This is a genomic window from Fusobacterium perfoetens ATCC 29250 (assembly GCF_000622245.1).
Classification (GTDB): domain Bacteria; phylum Fusobacteriota; class Fusobacteriia; order Fusobacteriales; family Fusobacteriaceae; genus Fusobacterium_B; species Fusobacterium_B perfoetens.
This window is the reverse complement of the sequence record NZ_JHXW01000005.1, coordinates 18,462-34,087: the sequence shown is the minus strand read 5'-3', so window position 1 is coordinate 34,087 and position 15,626 is coordinate 18,462. Positions and strand designations below refer to the sequence as shown.

The following is a 15,626-nucleotide window of genomic DNA, read 5'->3' as shown; positions in this document are numbered from 1 at the left end:
AATGTTATTTAATTCATATGAATTTATATTTCTATTTTTACCGATAGTATTAATAGTATATTTTAACTTAAATAGATTTGGAAAATGTAATATAGCTAAAGGATGGCTAGTGATAGCCTCTCTTTATTTTTATTCATATTTTAACAAAAAATATCTAATATTAATAGTAGTTTCAATATTAGTAAACTATTTTATTGGAAATATGTTAAATAATAAGAAAGGAATAGAATCATATATTCAAAGAAAATCTTTATTAATTTTAGGAGTAGTATTTAATTTAGGTATATTAGGATATTATAAATACTATGATTTCTTTGTAGAAAATATAAACTACATTTTTAAAACAAATATTCCACTATTACATATATTATTACCACTTGGAATATCATTTTTTACATTCCAACAACTATCATTTGTAATAGATAGTTATTATAGAAAAAATTTACAATATGATTTTTTAAGTTATTCACTGTTTGTAACATTTTTCCCACAACTAATAGCAGGACCAATAGTATTACCAACAGAGATGTTACCACAATTTGAAAATGAAAAAAATAAATTAATTAACTATGAAAATATGAATAGAGGATTATATTTATTTTCAATAGGATTAGCAAAAAAAGTAATAATAGCCGATTCAATAGCATTATTTGCCAATGCAGGATTTGATATGATGGAAAGTTTAAACTTTATAGAAGCATGGTTAACATCAATATCATATACAATGCAATTATATTTTGACTTTAGTGGATATTGTGATATGGCAATGGGAATAGGATTAATGTTTAATATAGTATTACCAATAAACTTTAATTCTCCATATAAATCAACAAATATACAAGAATTTTGGCAAAAATGGCATATGACATTAGGAAGATTTATGATGAATTATTTATATATTCCATTAGGAGGAAACAGACATGGAAAGAGAAGAACATTAATAAATCTATTGATAGTATTTTTAGCAAGTGGAATATGGCATGGAGCAGGATGGAACTTTATAATTTGGGGAGGATTACATGGATTAGGAATATTAATTCATAGAATGTGGAAATCATCAGGAAGAAAAATGAATAAATTAATAGGTTGGTTTATAACATTCAACTATGTAAATCTATTATGGGTATTCTTTAGAGCAGAAACACTAGATGGAGCAATAAAAGTAATAAGAGGAATGTTTGATATTTCTAATTTATATTTACCTGTTAGAATAAAAGGGGTATTGCCAATTAAATTTTTAAAATATGGAGCATATAATTTTTCAGTTATGGAACTGTTAATTCAGGGAATTATAATATTAATTTTAATTATATTAGTAATTAAATTACAAAACAGTTATGAAAAATTAATCAATTTTAAAGAAAAAAATAAAAATATATTTTTAGTAGGAATATGCATATTTTTTTCTATATTATATTTAAATTCTAAAGCAGAATTTTTATATTTTAATTTTTAAAAAGGAGAAAATATTATTGAGATGATGATATATAAAGAGGCTAAAAAATATTTTTATAAGACACTATTATTTATTCCTTTAGTAGGAATGATATATGTAACAATATTATTTGGGATATTGTTTTATATTATTCCAGATATAGAAACTTCTTATTCTTTAGGTCATATAGATAAAATGAAATTATTAAATAAAGAAGGGAAAAAAATAGTTTTATTAGGTGGAAGTAATGTTGGGTTTGGATTTAATAGTAATTTAATAAAAGAAGAATTTAATGAGTATACTGTTATTAATGCAGGAACAAGAGCTGGCTTTGGAATGAGATTTTCATTAAAAGAAATAAGTAAAAAATTAAAAAAAGATGATATATTAATAATAATGCCAGAATATAATCATTTTTCAGATGATAGTAAAGGATATGGTGGAATAGATTTATTAGATATTATAAAATATAGAAAATCAATAAAAAATATTACAATAAGAGAAATATATTATTGTATTTTAAATATAAAAAGTTATTTTTTAAATCAAATAAATTCAGGAATATCTAATAAATTATATGGTAAAATTTTTGTTTATGATAGAAGAGGATATAATAAAAATGGAGATTATATAGAGCACTATAAGTTTCCTATTATTAATAATTTAAAAGGTCAAGTAATATTTATGAAAAAGATAGATAATTCTATATTAACATTTTTTTATAAAGAAAAAATTAAATTAGAAAAAAATGGAGTAATAGTATTCTTTTTTCCACCAGTGTTGCAGAACTCTTCTGCTAATTTAAGTATTAAAACATTAAAAGAAATTGAAAAAAAAATGAAAAATAATAAAACTCCTTTTTCTGATAAAATAGAAAATTATTATTTAGAAGATAAGTATTTTTATGATACAATATATCATTTAAATAAAGAAGGGGCTAAAATTAGAACAGAAAAAGTAATAAAAAAATTAAAAGTGTTAATAGATAAGGAGTAACAATGTTATTTAATTCATATGAATTTATATTTCTATTTTTACCAATAGTATTAATAGTATATTTTAATTTAAATAGATTTGGAAAATGTAATATAGCTAAAGGATGGCTAGTGATAGCCTCTCTTTATTTTTATTCATATTTTAACAAAAAATATCCAATATTAATAGTAGTTTCAATATTAGTAAACTATTTTATTGGAAATATGATGAGTAGTAAAAATATAAATGGGGGGGGGGTCGTATCTTAAGAGAAAATCTTTACTAATCTTAGGAGTAGTATTTAATTTAGGAATATTAGGATATTATAAATACTATGATTTCTTTGTAGAAAATATAAATTATATTTTTAAAACAAATATTCCATTATTACATATATTATTACCACTTGGAATATCATTTTTTACATTCCAACAACTGTCATTTGTAATAGATAGTTATTATAGAAAAAATTTACGATATGATTTTTTAAGTTATTCACTATTTGTAACATTTTTTCCACAATTAATAGCAGGACCAATAGTATTACCAACAGAAATGTTACCACAATTTGAAAATGAAAAAAATAAATTAATTAACTATGAGAATATGAATAGAGGATTATATCTATTTTCAATAGGCCTAGCGAAAAAAGTAATAATAGCCGATTCAATAGCTTCATTTGCCAATGCAGGCTTTGATATGATGGAAAGTTTAAACTTTATAGAAGCATGGTTAACATCAATATCATATACAATGCAATTATATTTTGATTTTAGTGGATATTGTGATATGGCAATGGGAATAGGATTAATGTTTAATATAGTGTTACCAATAAACTTTAATTCCCCATATAAATCAACAAATATACAAGAATTTTGGCAAAAATGGCATATGACATTAGGAAGATTTATGATGAACTATCTATATATCCCATTGGGAGGAAATAGACATGGAAAAAGAAGGACATTAATAAATCTATTGATAATATTTTTAGCAAGTGGAATATGGCATGGAGCAGGATGGAATTTTATAATCTGGGGAGGACTACATGGATTAGGAATATTAATCCATAGAATGTGGAAATCCTCAGGAAGAAAAATGAATAAATTAATAGGTTGGTTTATAACATTTAACTATGTAAATCTATTATGGGTATTCTTTAGAGCAGAAACACTAGATGTGGCAATAAAAGTAATAAGAGGAATGTTTGATATAAAAAGTATTTTTAATTTTTTAAGTATAAATTATAAAACTTTTATATATAATGATTTAGGAAATAAAGTTATTTTTTTGATATTAATTTTTTCTATAATTTTAAGTTTAATTTTTAAAAATTCTATTTTAAAGAAAGAAACAAGATTTTCCAAGTATGAAATAGGTATTTATATTTCTATGAGTTTAATTTTTATGAATAGAATATCAACATTTTTATATTTTAATTTTTAAAAGAAAGGAAAAAATATGTTAAAATCAAAAAAAGAATTTTATATAAGAATATTAATTATAATTTTTTTAATAGGAAGTTTTATAACTTTTAATTATATAATAGACCCTCTTCAACAATATAGGATACCAAAGTTATATAAAATAGGATATTTTAGAAGTGAAGAAAGATATTTGAATGCAGGTTTAATAAGAAATAGAAATTTTGATAGTATTTTAATAGGAAGTTCTATAACAAGAAACTTTGATGAAAATTATATAAAAAAAATGTTAAATTATGATATAGTAAAGTTAACAATGAGTAGTGCAAATCAGGAAGATATAAAGTTTGTATTAGATAGCATAGATAATTTTAAAATAAAAAATATTATGATAGGAATAGATTTATGGGGATTTGGAGATGTTAAAGCTAATGTTGAAATGCCTAAACATTTATATAAAGAAAAATTAACTTTAAAAGATAATTGGAAATATTTAAGTAATATAGGTGTATTTAAACAGAGTTTAAAATTAGTATTATATAATTTTAAATATAAAGATAGAGTAGAAGAAAAATTTAAATTAGGATATCAATATAAATATTCAAAAGCTGAAGTTTTAAAAAGAGAAAAAATTTTAAATATAAAGTTAAAAGAAGATTTAAATTTAGAAAATTATTCAAAAGAAATGGAAGAAAATTATAATCAAAATTTAAAAACAATATTAGAAAAAAATAAAGATAAAAATATAATATTATTTTTTCCACCATATTCTATTTTAGCATTTCAAAATATGATAAAAGAAAACACATTAGAAAAATATATGGCATTTAAAAAATTTTTAGTAGAAGATATTTCAAAATACAAAAATGTAAAAATTTATGATTTCCAAGATGTTAAAGAAATTACACATAATTTTGATAATTATGGAGATAAAAGTCACTATTCTCCAGAAGTAAGCCAAAAATTAATAGATTTTATAAAAGAAGATGAATATAGAATTACAAAAAATAATGTAAATACTAGAATAAAAAATTTAGAAAAACAATTAAAAGAAATGGATTATATATTGTAAAATCGAAGAGAAGGTGCCTCTCATAAAAGCACCTTCTTTCCACATTCCCCCCTTTACATATCTTCTAAAATATCCACAATACTTCTATAATCCACTATCACCTCTCTATTTTGTTTTAATTTTAAAAGCTCATTAGGATTTTTAGTAAAATCATTTTCTGTACAATAAACTATATTTGCTAGCTCTTTTTTAGTATAGACTTTCTCCTTATGAATGATACAGTTATAAAAATAAATTTCATCTAAAGGAACATACATTAAATTTTCATTTTTCAAAATAACAATATCTTTTCTTAAAGAAAATTCAAATTCTCTAGGATAATTAATTCCCTCAATTTCCACACAAGTAAAATATTCCCTATCAAAATCAATATCAATCAAAGGCAAAATTATTCCCAATTCATTTTCATTCTTAAAAATAATTCCCTCTGAACAAATTTTACTTCTACTAGAAGTCATAAAGCTAGCTTTTACCAAACAATTTTTTAATTCCATAATATCCTCCCTGATAAAATATTTCTAAGCTAAGATTATTTTAATAAATTCTTTTAAATATACCAACTTAGAATATTATTTATTAGATTTACTATATTCATTTAAAAATAATTTTGAAAAATCTAAAAAGAAATTTATTTGTAAAAGATGACATATTTTAATAAATAATTTAAAATTTAATTCACTTTGACAATTTTCATAATAACTTATAGTCTTTTGAGTTACTCCAAGCAATTTAGCAAATTCTTTTTGAGTATACATCTTCTTTCTCTTACTTTTTAAAATACTTACAGTTTCAATATAGCTTTTGTCATAAATCATTAATCTGTTACTCATATATTTACCCCTTAACTTTTAAAATACATATGTTTTATTTTATCTTAAATTAGTAAATATACATAAAAGGAATATTTTTTATAACTAATAAAATTTTATGATATAATAAAAATAAACTATAAATAAAGGAGATTTAATGAGAGAGATTACTTGTCCACTTGAACTAATATTTCATATTTTAAAAGGAAAATGGGCACCTATGATAGTATGGAGAGCTAGATTAGGGAATCAAAGGCTAACAGATTTAAAAAAAGATATACTAAACTGTAATGAAAAAATGTTAATTCAACATATAAATGAATTGATAAAATATGGAGTTTTAGAAAAAATAGAATTTTTAGAATATCCAAAACATACAGAATATAGATTGACAGACTTTGGTTGGAAGTTAATTCCAATTCTTGCAAAAACTCAAGAACTAGGGATAGAATACTTACAAAAAAGTCAGTTATTCACAAAAGATGAATAATATGATATCCTAAAAGAAAACTACAGGAGGTATACAATTATGAAAAAATTAGAATTAATTAGTAAAGGGATAGAAAATGGATATATTTTAGAAAAATATGGAGTTCATGGAACAGAAAAACTTAATGGAATGCCATCACTTTCTTTACCATTAGAGTGGAAAAATACACCAGAAGGAACAAAATCATATGCTTTAGTAATGATAGACCATGATGCTATACCAGTTACAGGATTTACTTGGATACATTGGACAGCAATTATTCCAGGAGATTTAAATAAATTAGAAGAGAATGCAAGTTTAGAAAATAAAGATATTATCCAAGGAGTTAACAGTTGGATATCTTCAATGGGAGGATTATCAAAAGCAGATGCTTCTCATTTTGGTGGGCCAGCTCCTCCAGATAAAGAGCATGATTATACTTTCACTTTATATGCTTTAGATAAAGAATTAGATTTAGAAAATGGATTCTATCTAAATGAACTTTATAAAGCAATGGAAGGGCATATTTTAGATGAGGCTACAATAATAGGAAAGTATAAAAACGTTAAATAAATTTTTATAAAAAAACAGGAGATACTGCATAAAATTGCATTATCTCCTATTTTTCTAATTAGTTAAATTTTCAACAGAATTTTTAATCTCTTCTAAAAGGGTAAATCTTTTTGTATAGAGAGAACGTTTTTTAACAGGTATTTCTAGTAGATTTTTTCTCTCTATATTTCTTGGAAGTAACCAAAGTCCATTTTTATTAATGCCATTTATGCTTTCCCAAAAATTATCATAATCAGCATGTATTTTCTTTTCTTTCCTATGTTTGTATCTTATAGAAAAGTAAATATGTTTGTTTTTTCCAACTCCTATTTTGGTGTGGTTTGGGAATAGGAAATATAGTATTTCAAGAAGTAATTTCTTTGGAAAAAGTCCATACATATTTTTTGTAGCTTCCTTTATTAATTCTTTGTCCTCACCTTTTTCTAAACCTTGTAAACCTCCAATTATAATTTCATTATTATGAAATCCAAAAGTAAGTTTAGCCAAAGGTTTATCAAGATGGTTATAGCAAATTAAAGTAAATTCACCCTCTTTATCATAATTAGGATAAAGTTTTAAAATAATTTTAAATAAATTTCCATCTTTTCCAGTAAAAGAACAAATTTCTAAATTTCCATTTCTATAAATATCTTTTAATAAATTTTGAGAGAATAATTTATCTAATAAAGAATATGAAGATATTATAGAATCAACCTTTTCTCTAGTATTTAAACTATTAGTAAGGTAAGGTCTATGGATTTTACTACAAAGTACAGGATATCTGTAAACTTCATCTTTTAAATATTTATGACTAATGATGAAATTAGCCAATTTTTTAGCATGTTGGTAGAGTAAAATAAACCTAATTGTATATTTGATTTGTGTTTTAAGTGTGTTTAATTCTCCTTTGTTCCTTCCTTTTTTAATTACAGAGTAATAAAAATTAATTTCTTTTTTCATTTATACTCCCAATTAAAAACGGAAATACATTTTTGTTGAATAAACAGTATCAGCACTTTTAAATTCCTCTAATCTAATATCTAGATTAACAGAAACCCCAAAGTTTTCAGTAAATTCTTTAGTAACTCCTGTACCTATCCAACTAGTATTTTTAACTTGGTTAATTCCTCTGAAAGTATGAGTAGTTTTTCCATCAGTAAAATGTCCCTTAAAGCTTAAATCTCTATCTCCAATATTAACTAATTGTGATAAATGGTAATTGAAAGTAATATCGGAAATCTTTTGTTCTCCTTGTAATCCAAAGATTAGATTTTGTTTAAAGTAATCTTTATCATCAGCAACAATACCCCAAGATGCACCACTTTCATTAAAATCCCCTCTTCTTAAATAATCCATAGAGTATCCTATGTAAGGAGTAATATATTCAAAATGTTTTCCAACTTCAAGATAAGTAGAAACCATATTATCACTATGTTTTATTTTTCCAAACTCTACATCACCTTTTCTAGTAAGTAAAGCACGGTTAACTGTTGTATCAAAATGAGTTATACCAATACGTCCTAAAGCATAGAAGTTATCAGCAAAATATTCTTTTCCATAAATAGAGATTCCAATAGAGTCACTTCTATATTTTCCACCATAGTTTTCAAAATCTCCATATCCTTTTCCATAAGACATAGCAACTCCAACTTGGTTATTTCCAACTCTTCTATCTATTCCAAAATGTCCACCATTTATTTTTGTATCAGCAGAAATATATCCATCTTCTTTTAATTTTCCACTAGAGCCTTGGAAAATAGACCAACCTTGCCATTCATAATCACTATTATAGAAATCATTTAAACTAGCAAGATGATTTGATAAAGTTTTATTTATATTTTGAGCTTGTATAAAACTTAAAGCTTGAGCAGAAGCATAAATTTCTCCTGAAGCTATTTCTGTGGCATTTTTAAATTTGTCAATAGACATAGAAAGAATTCCATTTCCTAATTCTTTTTCATCTTCACTAATGCTTCCATTATTATATTTTTCATCTAACTCTTTTAAAGTAACTTCAATTTTTCTAGCAGTATCTTTTGAATTAGTAGGAGCATTTCCTAAATATTCAACAGCATTTTCTCTTGAAATACTAGCTACTAAATTATTATTTTCTCTATCTAAAGATATTTTTCTCATTCCATTTATTTCAACATCTTTAATATTTCCAACTAATTCCTCAGCCTTTATTAATTCAACTTTTTTCTCCTTTGGAGATACATAATTTTCAGAATAAACATTTACATGTAAATTTTCAATATCAGCTTTCTTTATATTTAAATGAGAGTTTTCTTTTAAATTAATTTTTCCACTGTCATTTTTATAGTTTTCAATATATGCTTCTTTTCCAACAATATTTAATGTTCCACCATTTGTAACAACACTAGGAATATATAAATCTCCAAATCCAACAGAAGCATTATTATGTAAAACTAAAGTTCCATTTTTTTCAATATCAATTCCAGAATAATGTTTTTTATATATTTCTAAAGAACCATTTTCAATTTTACTTTTTCCACTAAAAGTATTTTCTCCAGTAAGAACTAAAGTTCCTTGTCCAAGCTTTTTTAATCCAGCATTTCCCCAAATATTATTTTCAAAATATGAAGTTTTTCCCTCTGGAATATTTGCAGTAAAATTATCAGTTTTCAATATTTTTTCTAAAAAAGCTCCAGGTCCTTTTAAAGCTCTTTGAAGATTTAAAACTCCCCAACCATGACTTTCTGTTGGTTCATAATCTTTATATCTATTTTCTTCTGTTTCTTTATCTCCAACTCCAACTTTATTAGTTGTTGTAAATAAAGTTAATCTAACATCATTATTTGTCATCCAATCAAATTTACTAGCCACTTGTACAGCTGCATTACTAACTCTAGGAGCAGCAAAAGATGAACCAATATGACTTTTTCCTTCATAATTAAGAGTAGATTCTCCAGGAGCAGCTATAGCCCAATTTTTTACAGCTCCAGCATAGGCCAAATGAGCATTATAATCTTTATTATTATTTTTTCCATCAACACCTACTACAGATATCCAACCTTTTTCTAAAGAACTTTTTACAAGAGGAGCTGCTGATTGAAGTTGTCCATTATAAATAACATTTCCATTACTATCATAATTTCCATTAGCCCATACAAAAAGAGCATTTTCATTTCTTATAGCCTCTTCATAAAAATTAAGAGCCTCTTTTCCAGATGGGATAATTTCTCTATTAACATCACCAGTTTTAACAGAAGAAAAAGCTCTATAAATAGTATTTCTTTTTTCTTCATTTAATTTTACTTTTCCAGTAAGTTTATCTTTATCTCCAAAGAAATTTATTTCATCTCTATAGCTTAAACTACTTCCCCAAGACTGATTAAAGACTTTTAATTTTTTAGGACCATCTCCATCATTTTCTTTCATTTTTTCTAAAATCTTTTTATAGTCTTCAAGACGGTATCTTATAACATTATTTCCATTATCATTTTCACTTAAACTACTTGCTACAACTTTAGGGGCTATTCCTTGTAATAATGTATCTAATACCCCTTCACCATGGTAAGTGTGATGGTCATTTCCCTTTGGTAAAAAGTCAATTTCTACACCTTTATCCCCATATGTTTTTGCAATTCTATCTTTATATTTTACAAAATCACTATCAAGAATACCAACCATCAATCCTTTTCCATCATGTGCTACAGGTTTAATATCAGGATTTGAATATGTAAGATTAGATGGTAAACTTTTTCCAAAAATAATTCCATTTACTTCATGAATATCTTTATCGGGATTTACTTCGGGATTTGCTCCTAAGTTAGGCTTTCTTTCTGGAAGGATGACAGGTCTCATATTGTTATCACGAACAGGAGCAGCACTTCCTCCACCACCCCCTCCTCCACAACTTGTTAAAAGTAATACAAGAGCAACTTGAAATAGAGGATTTTTTATATATTTTCTTTTGATTTTCATTGAATCTCCTTTAAAATTTAAACTTTATTTTACTAGGGTATCATATCAAAAAAAATAATAAAAAAATTAAAAACTACTTGAATTTTAAAATTTTATACATCAATTCTTAAATTTTATACTTCTTTTTATTTTGACAGAATTTAGTTTATAAATTATAATTTAATATATGACAAAAAAAGAAAGGAATGATATTTTGTATTATAAGGACATAACAGCTCAAAAGAAAAAAATAAGTTTTATAGTTATTTTAACAATTATAATTTCTATTTTTGTATTACAGCTTTCTAAATCTCAAAAGGATTTTATATACATTGTTCCAAAAATTAAAAACTTTGAGATTTTAAGTTCAAACATAGGAAAATATACTTTAAAAAATTTAGATGATATAGTAGAAAATCCTACAGTAAAACAGATTAATATTCTAAATGGAAGTATTTTTTATAATGTTCCTAATGGAGAATATTTAGTAGAGGGAAGTTATTTAGGAGATACTGATGAAGTTCATTTGACCAAAGAAAAAGATTGGGAAAAAGTTTATCTAAATTTAGAGGGAGTAAGTTTTTCTCAAATGGAAGAGAGATTTTTAAATATACTTACTCTTTGTCTAATTGGTTTTAATATATATTTATATATGAATACAAAGCAAAAACTTCCAAAGAAAAATACTCTTAATTTTATGTTTTTTCTAGTAACTTTAAAAATATTTTTTGGATTGAGAATTGACCCAAGTAATAATATATTAATTTTTATAGATTTCTTTGTAACAAGACTTTTATTATTTATGCTTATTTTTTATTGTTTAAAAAATATTTTCCCTAAAAGATTTAAAAAATTAAAAAGAGTTATATTTTTTATTTTAGGATTTATATATTTATATAACCTTATAATAGGTTTGATAATATGCTCTCCACAAGTTTTAGTTTATTTTTTAAATGGACATATAACTTTTCTAAAAATGTTATCCTTTGCAAGAAAATATATAGATTTAACTAGAGTTTTATTCTTTGTTTTTTTAATTACTTTTATGACTTATAAAAATAAAATAAAAAAAGAAAATATACTTTCTTGGGCAGTATTGTGGATAACATATTTTTTATTGGAATTTTCAAAAGAGTTATTCCCAAGATTTGAAAATTTAGGATATTTCATTGATATAATGGAGATTTTCTGTGTTTATTGGGTTTTAGTTTTTTATACTTTTAAAATTTATAGTAGAAATGTTTTAAGAACTATGCTTTACTCTATTGTTATTACACTAAGTTATATAAGTTTATTTTATTTTAAAAGTATTTCACAGTCAGCTATTATATTAGGTGTATTTCTATTATTAGATTTTTATGCAGTTATAATAAATAAAATAATGGCTGTAGAAAATAAACCTATTGAGGAGATTTATAATCGTTTATGTTTAATTGATAACATAAAGGATTTTGAAAAATTTTTAAGTAAAGAATTAAAAAAATATCTTCCTTTAGAAGATGTCTTTGTAAAGATTCTTATTAATAAAAAAGAAATATATGATTATGTAGAGGAAAATCCACAGGACACAAATATTATATCTTCGGATATGTTAAAGGATAAAAATTATAACTATGCTTATAAAATTGGTTTTAATAAAAATAAAGAGATAGCACTTATTTTTATAAAAGAGGGAGATGAACCACTTACAATAGGGGAACGAAATTTTTTATTAGATTTTTCATATAAGATATCTAATATAATCAATAAACTTAGATTAGAAACTCTTTATAAGGAGTTGAAGTAATATGAAAATAGGAATAAAGGCAGAAGAAAATTTAAAAATCCTTTTAGAAGAGGTTCTTCCTTATGATTATGTAAGTTTAGATGATGAAAACCTAAATTTAAGTAATATAAATATAATTATAATAGATTCAGAAATAGAAAATTTAGAAAATTATTTGCTTGATTATAAAAGAAATAATATAAATGTAATAGCTCTGGTTGGAGAAAAAGATATTCATAAAATGAGAGAGCTTTTTTTAAGTAAATTGGTAGATGATTGTATTATAAGGAAAGAAATTTTTAGAATAGAAGAAAGTATTGAGAGATTGTCAAAAGAAAAAGGACAGCTTACAGGTTTTTATCTTTCTGATACTTTTAAAAAGGGAATTTATAAATTTTCAGATATAAATTATATAACTTATTCTGGAATTAGCAGAAAAACAGAGTTTCATCTTACTAATTCCGAAACTTTTACTGTAAAGAAAAATTTTTATGAGATTGAGGAAAAAATAAAAAATCTAACTTTCTTTTATAAATTAGATAGAAGTACTATTATTAATATCCAATTAATTGAAATTCTAGATTTTAAAGAGGAAACCATAATCTTTAAAAATAAAGATTTTATCTATACAAGCAAACAAAAATTAAAAGAGATTGAAAGTAAAAACTTCTTTGGAAAGAATATGGGATATTTGGAGATATAATTATTATAATTGCTTTTTTTTATATAATGAAGTATAATAAAATGCAAGATTATAATTATACAAGGAGAATAAAATGGAAAATAAAGATTATCAATTAAAAGAAATCCAAAATTATCATCAAGAAGATGATGAAATTGATTTAATGGAACTTTTAGCTATATTAGTTAGAGAAAAAGTAACTATATTAGTAACTTTTATTATTGTGTCTGCTATATCTTTAGGAGTAGCTCTATATATGAGAGATGCAGGAAAAAGTGCTGCAGTAATAATAAAATTAGATTCACCAGAATTAAAAAATAAAAAAATAAACTTATTACCACCAAATGTTTTAGAAAAAGTTTATATTAAAGAAAAAATAGCTGAAAAAGAAAATATAAGCTTGGATAATTTTAGAGAAGCATTTAAAATCTCTGGTATAATTCCACAAGAAATAAAGACTCAAATGGAGTTTGCTGAAAAAAAAGGTGAAACAATAGATTATATTCCAGAAAATTATTCAATTCAATTAAGAATAGGAGATTTAGAAACTAGTAAGAAAATTTTAGAAGAATACATTCAAGGATTAAATAATGAGTTTAAAAATACATATGAATCTAAATATAGAGCTGAAATTATAGATACTAGTATAGTAGATAATACAACTAGTGAATATCAAGATATTTTAGAACTAATAAAAAAAGATAGAGATATATTAGATAATGTTATTAATGAAAAATTAAAGACAAATATCTCTTATGTATCATATGGATTTGGATATAGAGATATTCAAATAAAAATAAAAAATTTAGAAAATATAAAAATAAATAAAATTGAAAGTTATTTAGAAGCAACAAATATAGTAAAAAATCCCGATTCTTTTAAAGCTATATCTACTGGAAGAATAGATAAATTAAAATTATTATTAGATGAAAAATTAAAAGTTCAAAAAGATTATTTAAGTATTATAGAGAATCAAAAAATAAAAGAAAAAGCTACAACTATTCCTAAAGGATTAAAATTAGAATTAGAAAATAATGAGGAAGATGAGTATTATTCAGCTCTTATTAATTCTAATATAAAACTTCAAAATGAAATAAGTAATATAAAAAATCAAATTAAAATTTTAGAGTTAAAAAATATTAATTTAAAAATAGGAACAGAAAATGAAATTTTATATATTAAAAATAGCATAAAAAATATAATAAATGATTATAATATGATTATAGAAGAATTTAATCAATTAGGACTTCAAGAAAATAAAATAAAATATGGAGAAATGCTAAAAAAAGCTACTCCTATTACAGTAGTTTCAGAATCAAAAGCAAAACTTATATTAGCAGCTGGAGTTGTATTAGGATTATTTATGGGAATTTTAATGGCATTTTTAAAAGAGTTTTTTAAATCATTTAAAAAGTATTTAGGAGTTGTAGTAGTATTTTTCTTAATTACATCTATAGGATATTCTCAAGAAAAATTTGTTATTTCTTTTTCTCATAAAGAGATAACTAGAGGACAAAATCCAGATAAAACACCTCTTAATATAGAAAAATTAATTCAAGATTATATAAAGAAAAATTATTCTATAGAAGATAATATTAAAATAAATGTTACTCCTATAGCAATGAAAGATAGTTATGAAAAAGTAAAAAATAGATTAGTATCAGATAGTAGTTATTTATATATTCCAACTCAATATATAGTATCTTTAGAAATTGGAGATAGTGCAAAAGAAAAAGAAATTACAGATAATATAAAAGCACAATTTTCTAATTTTTATATAGATTCATTCTTAAATAAAAATGAAAATTTCTCTAATAAAGAAAGCTTTAAAAAAGAAAATTATACTGAAAGATTAGATGCTTTAAATAATGCTCTTACAGGAATAGAAGAAGATATTGAAAATAGAAAGTTTATTGAAATGAATAATAAGAAAAAAGAAGAGTATGATAGAATATCTTTTGAAATTTGGAAAATAAGAAATAGTATTTATAGAGATTTAGAAAGCTATATTGTATCTAATAATTTAGCTATTAATGTTGAAAAGGAAAAAATATTATTATCTGGAGAAAAAACTATATTATTAAGAGAGTTAGATATTATAAAAGAAAAAATAGCTTTTTATTCAACTTTATTATCAAAATATAATTTAGGTTCTAATGAAGTAGTGGTCCTAGAAAATGGTGACTTAGCTGTAAAAAATAAAAGTTCTATAAAAGAAAAACAATATTTAGAAATATCTAATAATAATTTGAAATTATTAGAAAAAGAAAAAGAAATTAATAGAAAAGTTTTAGAAATTGAAAAACTTAGTACTAGTTTAAGAAAAGTTACAGAAAAAGAAGCTTTAGTTTTAGATGAAAAATTTAAAATCTTAGAAAAAGAAATATTCTTATTAGAACAAAAAATAAAATATATAGAACTTAGAGATTATAAAAGAGAATATGATTCAAGTGTAAGAATAACAGAATATAAAGAAAAATAATAAAAAAGGGTATTGTAAATTTTTGCAATACCCT

14 protein-coding genes are annotated in these 15,626 nt (G+C 23.2%); 10 read left to right on the top strand and 4 right to left on the bottom strand.

The genetic code is table 11. The features are described 5' to 3' along the window. Position 1: 1 nt before the first annotated feature. The 5 genes from T364_RS0102580 to T364_RS0102565 are packed head-to-tail and all read left to right on the top strand — an operon-like array spanning position 2 to position 4,906. The gene (locus T364_RS0102580; RefSeq protein WP_027128189.1) at positions 2 to 1,456 is read left to right on the top strand and encodes an MBOAT family O-acyltransferase; all 1,455 of its coding nucleotides are present in this window, start codon (positions 2 to 4) and stop codon (positions 1,454 to 1,456) included. 24 nt (positions 1,457 to 1,480) lie between these two features. Continuing rightward, on the top strand, positions 1,481 to 2,431 hold the full coding sequence (locus T364_RS0102575; RefSeq protein WP_158413623.1) for a hypothetical protein: 951 nt from the start codon (positions 1,481 to 1,483) through the stop codon (positions 2,429 to 2,431). 2 nt (positions 2,432 to 2,433) lie between these two features. Beyond that, positions 2,434 to 2,679 (top strand): hypothetical protein, encoded by a 246-nt coding sequence (locus T364_RS11205; protein WP_211249020.1) that lies wholly within the window; start codon positions 2,434 to 2,436, stop codon positions 2,677 to 2,679. Further along, positions 2,657 to 3,856, top strand: coding sequence for an MBOAT family O-acyltransferase (locus T364_RS10350; RefSeq protein ID WP_211249019.1), 1,200 nt, complete (start codon positions 2,657 to 2,659; stop codon positions 3,854 to 3,856). The genes T364_RS11205 and T364_RS10350 overlap by 23 nt, the downstream gene beginning before the upstream one ends. 15 nt (positions 3,857 to 3,871) lie before the next feature. Then, on the top strand, positions 3,872 to 4,906 hold the full coding sequence (locus tag T364_RS0102565) for an SGNH/GDSL hydrolase family protein (RefSeq protein ID WP_027128187.1): 1,035 nt from the start codon (positions 3,872 to 3,874) through the stop codon (positions 4,904 to 4,906). 53 nt (positions 4,907 to 4,959) lie between these two features. Here the strand turns inward: T364_RS0102565 and T364_RS0102560 are convergent, their stop codons facing one another. Together T364_RS0102560 and T364_RS0102555 are read right to left on the bottom strand one after the other, a co-directional pair. Beyond that, on the bottom strand, positions 4,960 to 5,400 hold the full coding sequence (locus T364_RS0102560) for a hypothetical protein (RefSeq protein ID WP_027128186.1): 441 nt from the start codon (positions 5,398 to 5,400) through the stop codon (positions 4,960 to 4,962). Between the two features lie 75 nt (positions 5,401 to 5,475). Next, positions 5,476 to 5,736 (bottom strand): helix-turn-helix transcriptional regulator, encoded by a 261-nt coding sequence (locus T364_RS0102555; protein WP_027128185.1) that lies wholly within the window; start codon positions 5,734 to 5,736, stop codon positions 5,476 to 5,478. A gap of 136 nt (positions 5,737 to 5,872) precedes the next feature. Between T364_RS0102555 and T364_RS0102550 the strand changes: the two genes are divergently transcribed. Both T364_RS0102550 and T364_RS0102545 read left to right on the top strand, forming a co-directional pair. Further along, positions 5,873 to 6,205 carry a winged helix-turn-helix transcriptional regulator gene (locus T364_RS0102550; RefSeq protein ID WP_027128184.1) on the top strand — a complete coding sequence of 111 codons (333 nt, stop codon included), beginning with the start codon at positions 5,873 to 5,875 and terminating at the stop codon, positions 6,203 to 6,205. A 39-nt stretch (positions 6,206 to 6,244) separates the two neighbouring features. Then, the gene (locus T364_RS0102545) at positions 6,245 to 6,757 is read left to right on the top strand and encodes a YbhB/YbcL family Raf kinase inhibitor-like protein (RefSeq protein WP_035945246.1); all 513 of its coding nucleotides are present in this window, start codon (positions 6,245 to 6,247) and stop codon (positions 6,755 to 6,757) included. Positions 6,758 to 6,811: 54 nt separating this feature from the next. On the opposite strand, the gene T364_RS0102540 is transcribed toward T364_RS0102545, so the two are convergent. Then, on the bottom strand, positions 6,812 to 7,696 hold the full coding sequence (locus T364_RS0102540) for a VirK/YbjX family protein (RefSeq protein ID WP_027128182.1): 885 nt from the start codon (positions 7,694 to 7,696) through the stop codon (positions 6,812 to 6,814). A 12-nt stretch (positions 7,697 to 7,708) separates the two neighbouring features. Further along, complete coding sequence (locus T364_RS10345) at positions 7,709 to 10,684, bottom strand: autotransporter domain-containing protein (RefSeq protein WP_051532616.1); 2,976 nt, start codon at positions 10,682 to 10,684, stop codon at positions 7,709 to 7,711. A gap of 166 nt (positions 10,685 to 10,850) precedes the next feature. Here T364_RS10345 and T364_RS0102530 point away from each other — a divergent pair, with 166 nt between their 5' ends. From T364_RS0102530 to T364_RS0102520, 3 genes are all read left to right on the top strand, one after another. Next, on the top strand, positions 10,851 to 12,449 hold the full coding sequence (locus T364_RS0102530) for a hypothetical protein (RefSeq protein ID WP_158413622.1): 1,599 nt from the start codon (positions 10,851 to 10,853) through the stop codon (positions 12,447 to 12,449). Between the two features lies 1 nt (position 12,450). Next, entirely contained in the window at positions 12,451 to 13,131 is a 681-nt protein-coding gene (locus T364_RS0102525) for a LytTR family DNA-binding domain-containing protein (protein ID WP_027128180.1), read from the top strand. A gap of 73 nt (positions 13,132 to 13,204) precedes the next feature. Further along, positions 13,205 to 15,592 (top strand): hypothetical protein, encoded by a 2,388-nt coding sequence (locus T364_RS0102520; RefSeq protein ID WP_027128179.1) that lies wholly within the window; start codon positions 13,205 to 13,207, stop codon positions 15,590 to 15,592. The last annotated feature ends 34 nt before the right edge of the window (positions 15,593 to 15,626 follow it).

Excerpts from the sequence above, each read along its gene's own strand:
- T364_RS0102580 (WP_027128189.1), top strand. The coding sequence starts at position 2 with ATGTTATTTAATTCATATGAATTTATATTTCTATTTTTACCGATAGTA.
- T364_RS0102575 (WP_158413623.1), top strand. The coding sequence starts at position 1,481 with ATGATATATAAAGAGGCTAAAAAATATTTTTATAAGACACTATTATTT.
- T364_RS11205 (WP_211249020.1), top strand. The coding sequence starts at position 2,434 with ATGTTATTTAATTCATATGAATTTATATTTCTATTTTTACCAATAGTA.
- T364_RS10350 (WP_211249019.1), top strand. The coding sequence starts at position 2,657 with ATGGGGGGGGGGTCGTATCTTAAGAGAAAATCTTTACTAATCTTAGGA.
- T364_RS0102565 (WP_027128187.1), top strand. The coding sequence starts at position 3,872 with ATGTTAAAATCAAAAAAAGAATTTTATATAAGAATATTAATTATAATT.
- T364_RS0102560 (WP_027128186.1), bottom strand. The coding sequence starts at position 5,400 with ATGGAATTAAAAAATTGTTTGGTAAAAGCTAGCTTTATGACTTCTAGT.
- T364_RS0102555 (WP_027128185.1), bottom strand. The coding sequence starts at position 5,736 with ATGAGTAACAGATTAATGATTTATGACAAAAGCTATATTGAAACTGTA.
- T364_RS0102550 (WP_027128184.1), top strand. The coding sequence starts at position 5,873 with ATGAGAGAGATTACTTGTCCACTTGAACTAATATTTCATATTTTAAAA.
- T364_RS0102545 (WP_035945246.1), top strand. The coding sequence starts at position 6,245 with ATGAAAAAATTAGAATTAATTAGTAAAGGGATAGAAAATGGATATATT.
- T364_RS0102540 (WP_027128182.1), bottom strand. The coding sequence starts at position 7,696 with ATGAAAAAAGAAATTAATTTTTATTACTCTGTAATTAAAAAAGGAAGG.
- T364_RS10345 (WP_051532616.1), bottom strand. The coding sequence starts at position 10,684 with ATGAAAATCAAAAGAAAATATATAAAAAATCCTCTATTTCAAGTTGCT.
- T364_RS0102530 (WP_158413622.1), top strand. The coding sequence starts at position 10,851 with ATGACAAAAAAAGAAAGGAATGATATTTTGTATTATAAGGACATAACA.
- T364_RS0102525 (WP_027128180.1), top strand. The coding sequence starts at position 12,451 with ATGAAAATAGGAATAAAGGCAGAAGAAAATTTAAAAATCCTTTTAGAA.
- T364_RS0102520 (WP_027128179.1), top strand. The coding sequence starts at position 13,205 with ATGGAAAATAAAGATTATCAATTAAAAGAAATCCAAAATTATCATCAA.